Annotated in this window: 4 protein-coding genes and 2 pseudogenes; 1 reads left to right on the top strand and 5 read right to left on the bottom strand. The window is 54.5% G+C overall.

The window, feature by feature from the left end:
• From M0974_RS30340 to M0974_RS30325, 4 genes and pseudogenes are all read right to left on the bottom strand, one after another.
• A pseudogene (locus tag M0974_RS30340) lies at nt 1-1,040 on the bottom strand (OprD family outer membrane porin); the annotation flags it as partial.
• Between the two features lie 56 nt (nt 1,041-1,096).
• Nucleotides 1,097-2,433, bottom strand: a pseudogene (locus M0974_RS30335) (MFS transporter).
• Between the two features lie 91 nt (nt 2,434-2,524).
• The gene (locus tag M0974_RS30330; RefSeq protein WP_297845620.1) at nt 2,525-3,601 is read right to left on the bottom strand and encodes an aromatic ring-hydroxylating dioxygenase subunit alpha; all 1,077 of its coding nucleotides are present in this window, start codon (nt 3,599-3,601) and stop codon (nt 2,525-2,527) included.
• Between the two features lie 32 nt (nt 3,602-3,633).
• Entirely contained in the window at nt 3,634-4,587 is a 954-nt protein-coding gene (locus M0974_RS30325; RefSeq protein WP_297845618.1) for a PDR/VanB family oxidoreductase, read from the bottom strand.
• A gap of 409 nt (nt 4,588-4,996) precedes the next feature.
• Here M0974_RS30325 and M0974_RS30320 point away from each other — a divergent pair, with 409 nt between their 5' ends.
• Nucleotides 4,997-5,461, top strand: a complete 465-nt coding sequence (locus M0974_RS30320; RefSeq protein WP_297845616.1) for a MarR family transcriptional regulator — start codon at nt 4,997-4,999, stop codon at nt 5,459-5,461.
• Between the two features lie 158 nt (nt 5,462-5,619).
• Here the strand turns inward: M0974_RS30320 and M0974_RS30315 are convergent.
• Nucleotides 5,620-5,847 (bottom strand): carotenoid oxygenase family protein (locus M0974_RS30315; RefSeq protein WP_297845613.1); only part of this gene is annotated, 228 nt, incomplete at its 5' end.

The following is a 5,847-nucleotide window of genomic DNA, read 5'->3' as shown; positions in this document are numbered from 1 at the left end:
GGTCAGGCCGGGAGCGCCAAGATCGGCGAAATCATGGTCGTAACGCACGACCCAGACCCGTTCATCAGGGTTCACAAAGTCATTACTCATCGCTCCATCGCTCAAGACGAGGGGCTCACCACCGGCAAGATAAGCCATCGAGGTATCGCCACTCAGACGCATGTAGCCAGCACCAAAGGCGTGACCGTCGACCAGGTAGGTGAACATCGCACCGATATTTCTGTTGTCGACCCTGCCGGCCTTCGCCGAGCCATTCTCTCGACTGTCAAAAAAACGGATATCGGTTCTGAGTTTGCCCACTGGCAAAGGCGCCGAATGCAACAGGCCTACGTAGTCCTGGGTGTAGATATCCTTCAATTCGGCATGGAAGTATTTCAATATCAGCGCATCGGACCCTCGATATTCGCCTCCCATAAAGTCAAATTGTGTGGAATCCACTCCGGCCTTGAAACGACCATTGGGTGAGGCCAACGACAGGGATTGATAGTTAGTGGAGTCGCGCAGATTGACCCGGTCGATGTGGCCTGTGTGCAGCGTAAATTGCTCGATATCATCTGACGTCAGATAAATCCCCCGAAACGTCTGCGGCAGCAAACGGGCGGTGCTGCCATTGATAACGGGCAGCGTCGGGTACTGAGTACCCAGCGATAGTCGGGTTTTGGATATCTGGGTTTTAGCGGTCACGCCCAGTTCGGAGTATTCGTCGCTGGCCTGTTGGGTAGTTGGGTTGTAAGGCAGTAGTTGCGTAGCAGTACGGTCTGGGGCGGAGTCGAGTTTCAATCCTAGAACCCCCCGAAATCAACGCCGAAACCAATGGGCCCCTCGGTAAAACCCGATTGAGATTTGAAGATAAAACCTTGTGCCCACTCTCTGGCCGCAGGGTAGGGGGTTTCACCGAGATAATTTCGATCCAGATAATAGTTGCGTGCAGTCAGGGTTGCAGAGCTTTCATCGATGAAACCGGAGGCGTAAGACTGCGATGAGACTATCAGAGTAACGAGCAGGCTGATGAATCGGATGCATGCGGGTGCAGTGATCATGTGACCGTCCTGATTTCTTTATATTTGTTTTTTTAGGATTAGAACGTTGACGCGGATCAGTTATTGCCGGGAATCGGACTACATTGAATGCTGGAGGCTACTTTCAATAGAAGAACTGCAATGGTGGCCAATGCAAAGGCCAAGGCGAATAGCTGATAGATATCACTGGGCGCCCAGTGTGAGTCGATTAAACGGCCTGCCACCAAAGGGGAGAGAATGGCTCCGGTACGACCTACACCTATCCCCAGCCCAACCCGGTGACACGCTCGCTTGCAGCGTAAATTGTCGGCGTCAGGGCATAGAGGCCAGCGACGCAGCCATTGACGAAAATCCCGATGAGCAGGACTACTGAAAATGCTACGTGCAAGTCTTGAAGAACGCTGACAAACAGCCCCAAAAGTACTGCCGTTATTAGTAGATAAAAAACCAGCACTCGCGACAGACTAAAGCGAGCGGTCAGCAGCCCGATCAGCAGCGTGCCGACAATCCCGCCCACATTAAGCAGAACGCCCCCGGTAATGCCTTGTTGGCTCGAAAGACCCGCGGAAACCAACAGGCGCGGGGTCCAACTCATAATGAAGTAGAAGCCAAACATTATCAGGAAGAACGCAGACCAGATCAGGAGTGTGGAGCGGAACAAAGCGGGTGAGAAAAGCTTTAGGACGCTTTCACGTAACGTTGGTGCAGAGGCTTCAAGGCGCGCTGGCAGCGTAGAGATTTCCACCAGTCGCAACTTTGTCGCGATAGTGTTTATCCGCTTCAATGCATTCTTCGGCTGACGCACGACAAGAAAGTCCAGCGATTCGGGTAATAACATCAGCAGTACCGGCAGCGTGGCCAATGTAGTCAAGCCGCCGTACATGAATACCGAACGCCAACCTGCGGAAGGGATGACCTGTGCCGCGGCAATGCCGCCGATGGTGGCTCCCAGCGCATAGGCGGTCGATTGCAGGCTGATGGCCAGACCTCGCCAGCGGCTGGTGGCGTACTCGCCCGCGATCACATAGCTACTCGCTAGAATCCCACCGATCCCCAGGCCGGTTACCAGACGAAGCATTCCAAGAACCTCCGGTGTCGGCGCTGCGGCTGATGCCAGCATTCCTATCCCCGCAATAGTGACGCAGATGAGGATTAGCGGGCGTCGACCAAAACGGTCCGCCCAGGGGGCAATGAATAATGATCCGCCAGCCATGCCGACCAGACCGGCGCTCAGCAGATAACCCAATTGCGACCCGCTCAGACTCCACTCGGCCGCTACGGAAGCGGCGGTAAAGGCCATGACCAGTACATCGAAGCCATCGAGCATGTTGATCAAAAAACACAGCGCTACCACCAACCATTGGTAGCGCCCCATGGGGTTAGAATCCATGAGCTGACGGATATTCGTAGTCATAATCATCACTCTTGTTTTTATTTTGATGTTCTAACGGGGCGGGGCCCCTGCGGAGGCCTGTGTTTCCTACAGGGGCAGTACCCATCTGGATTCAGCCGTTGGCGTTATGCAATTGTTCAATGATCCGTCGGGCACGGTTGGCGCCCGCATCGACATGAATATCGACCATGGGACGACTGCCAAAGCGGCACATGTTGGCGTACTGCGATTCAATGACCACCTTGTCTTCATCGAAGGTAAGAATCGTCTGTTCGACGACTTTGTCTTTGGTCGCTTCGGGATCACTGACCGGGTTGGTCGCCATCGACCAGAAGTAGTGGCTGGTGGTCTTGGTTTCCGGCGTCACGCCGTGAAAACCGCGCATGTGGAAACCGCCGCGATCGGGATTCTCAATCGGTTCGCTGCCGACATCGACGGCACCGGTCCAGATCAGTAAATGAGAGATGTGAAACTCGATTTCTTGCCAACGATCAATGTTGCCCTTGAACGGATAGGCTGCGGTGTAGGTGGGTGGTGGTACGGAATCGCGCATGTAACGTACGACCCTGACACTGCGCTCGTTGCTTTCCACATTCATGTCGGCATTCATGTGAATTCTGGCATTGCCGCCGATGGTGCGTAGGTGGACGTAGCCAAGATGGCTGAGGTCCAACAAGTTATCGTGGATCAACTGATAAGGTGCGTTGTAGTGATAGACGTCGCCCTCGAACAGGTATTTACCCGAGCTGTGGACCAGGTAGATCGGAGGCTCGCACGTCGGTTCTGGGTGGGCTGCGCTGCCAAACCAGATCCAGACGATGCTGTCCTGCTCGCGAACATGATAGGCCGGAACCTTGGCCTTACTGGGCACTTTTGCCTGGCCCGGAACTTCAATGCAATTGCCTGCGGCATTAAACAGCAAGCCGTGATAGCCACAGCGCAAGCCATCGGTTTCCAACGTGCCGTCAGACAGCGGTAATGCGCGATGGCAGCAGCGATTCTCCAGTGCGGCGACCTGACCATCGCCAGAGCGAAACAGGACAACCGGCTGGTTCAATAAAGTACGTCCAACCGGCTTGTCCTTGAGTTCCCAGGACCAGGCGCCGACGTACCATTGATCGAGCAGGAAAGGGGATGGTTCCTGCGGCGCAGTGGTGTTGCCGAGGGGCGTTGCGAGTGAACTATTCATGACGTTTCCCACTTTTTTGGATTTATGAGGGGTTAGAGATCCAGCACTAGGCGCGAGGATTTTGCTCTTGAGCAACAGGGTGTGAATTGATCGTTGCGCGCCTGTTCGGCAGCGCTGAGGAATTGGTCGCGGTGGTCGGGCTCACCGGAATGTACGCGGGTCAGGCAGGTGCCACAGACGTCTTGTTCGCAGGAAACCGGGATGTCGATACCGGCTTCATCCAGCACCTCGAATACCGAACGATCAGCGGGGATTAGCAGCACTTTTCCGGAACGAGCCAGCTCGATTTCAAAGGCCGTGTCAGCCGTGGTGTCAATGAGAGGTGCGGCAAAGTACTCGCGATGAACCTGCTCGGGCGCCCAGCCCTGAGTCGCCGCTGTGTTCAGTATGTAGTCCATGAAACCGCCAGGGCCGCAGACGTAGAGATGAGTCCCAGGAATTGGGGCTTCCAGCGTTTGTGCTGCATTCAGTTTCTGTTGCGCTGGACCGTTGTCAAAATGGAAATGCACGTGGGAGGTGAAGGGCGACTGACGCAACTCGTCCATAAAACCAGCCCGCTCGGGCTCACGGGCGCAGTAATGCAACTCGAAGTTAGCACCGCGTTGTGCCAGGTGTTGAGCCATGCTCAGGATCGGCGTAATGCCGATGCCACCGGCGAACAACAGCGACTTATTGGCGTGCTCATCCAGGGCAAACAGGTTTCGTGGTTCACTAATTTGCAACTGTTGGCCAACTTCAATGTCGGCATGCAGCGTGCGCGAACCACCTCGTGAGTTTGGTTCTTCGAGCACGCCGATCACATAGCGATGACGTTCTTCAGGGTGATTGCACAAGGAGTACTGGCGGATCAGACCGTTAGGGAGGAACACATCAATGTGCGAGCCAGGCGTGAACGCGGGCATTGCAGATCCATCAACTCGGACCAGCTCGAAACGGAAGACCCCTTCGGCTTCACGAGTCTTTTGGTTGATAATAACGTCAAGCATGTACGGCTCCAGCTTTTGCCTGGCACGAAGGAACATCCTTCGGCGCAAGCGAAAGCGCAAAGTTTAGAAAGGTCATCTGATTTCAACCGCGTATGAGGCGGTCCGATGTAGAAAGAAAGTAGAGGCGGAACAGCGCTGGAAGCTATTGCTCATGCACCTCAGAACCTTCTCAAGGCGCTAGCGCCGAGTTCGGAGACGGGTGTTTCGTGATCGAGCGAAGCGGGCCCTAGATAAGGGAAAAATAACTACAATCGCACGGTTATGCAGGGTCATGACGGTGGTCCTGTTATTGTTTTAGTGACGCTGGCGGGCTTATTGGGTTACCCGGGTTGTATGATTCAATCCTAAGACATTTGGTTGACATGTCAACTAATAATTCAAATCATTGACCTATAGACACGGATTTTTTATGTCTGAAGATTTACATCTAGACCTCGGGCGCTATGTGCCAGGCTTGCTTAATTTCCTGTCCAACAAGCTTTCGGCCGGTGCTTCCAAGTGCTACCGCCAGCATTTTGGGGTGGGTGTCGTGGAGTGGAGGATGTTATCCATGCTGGCGGTGGAAAACGGCATCAGCGCCAATCGGATCTGTCAGGTCATCGGGCTAGACAAGAGTGCAGTGAGTCGCTCACTGCAACAGTTGGAGGAGGCCAACTACATCAAGACTCAGGTAGATGCCCGCGACGCTCGTCGCTATACCGTGAGCCTCACCACGGAAGGAAAAGCGTTGCATGACCAGGTTTTCCTGGTGGCGATGGAGCGTGAGCGACGCCTGCTGGCCGACCTTGCGCCGGAAGAGGTGGATATCCTGGTGGATCTGCTCGGGAGGATGCATCGGCGGGTCGAGCATGTGAACGAATACGAGCCTGAGTGAATGGTAACCGTCAACTGTCTGGGATGAGAGTTTCCTATGGGCAGCTGAAGTTTGCTGAAATGGTGGGTCGCAAACGCAGATAGGAACATGTGCTGGTCCTGCTTCTTTCCCCGGCTAATCACGTACTGCTGCCCATTTCAGCTAACAGGTCCATCCCTTCATTTTTTGCTCGGTACCCAGCAACCGTGTAGCGACATACGCATCCGGAACGGCACTTTGATTCGTGCAATGGGGCCACTCTCCATGTCACGAGAATCCAGAACTACGAGCTCACTACGGCCTTCTGCGATGAGATTGAGAAGGGAAACGACATAGCCATCCGCTTCCTCCGCATTAGGGGCGCGCGGAATGAAAATGGGCTCTTGGAAGCATCCGCTGTCACCGGG

The organism is Pseudomonas sp., from assembly GCF_026224925.1.
Classification (GTDB): Bacteria; Pseudomonadota; Gammaproteobacteria; order Pseudomonadales; family Pseudomonadaceae; genus Aquipseudomonas.
This window is presented reverse-complemented; position numbering and strand designations above follow the sequence as displayed.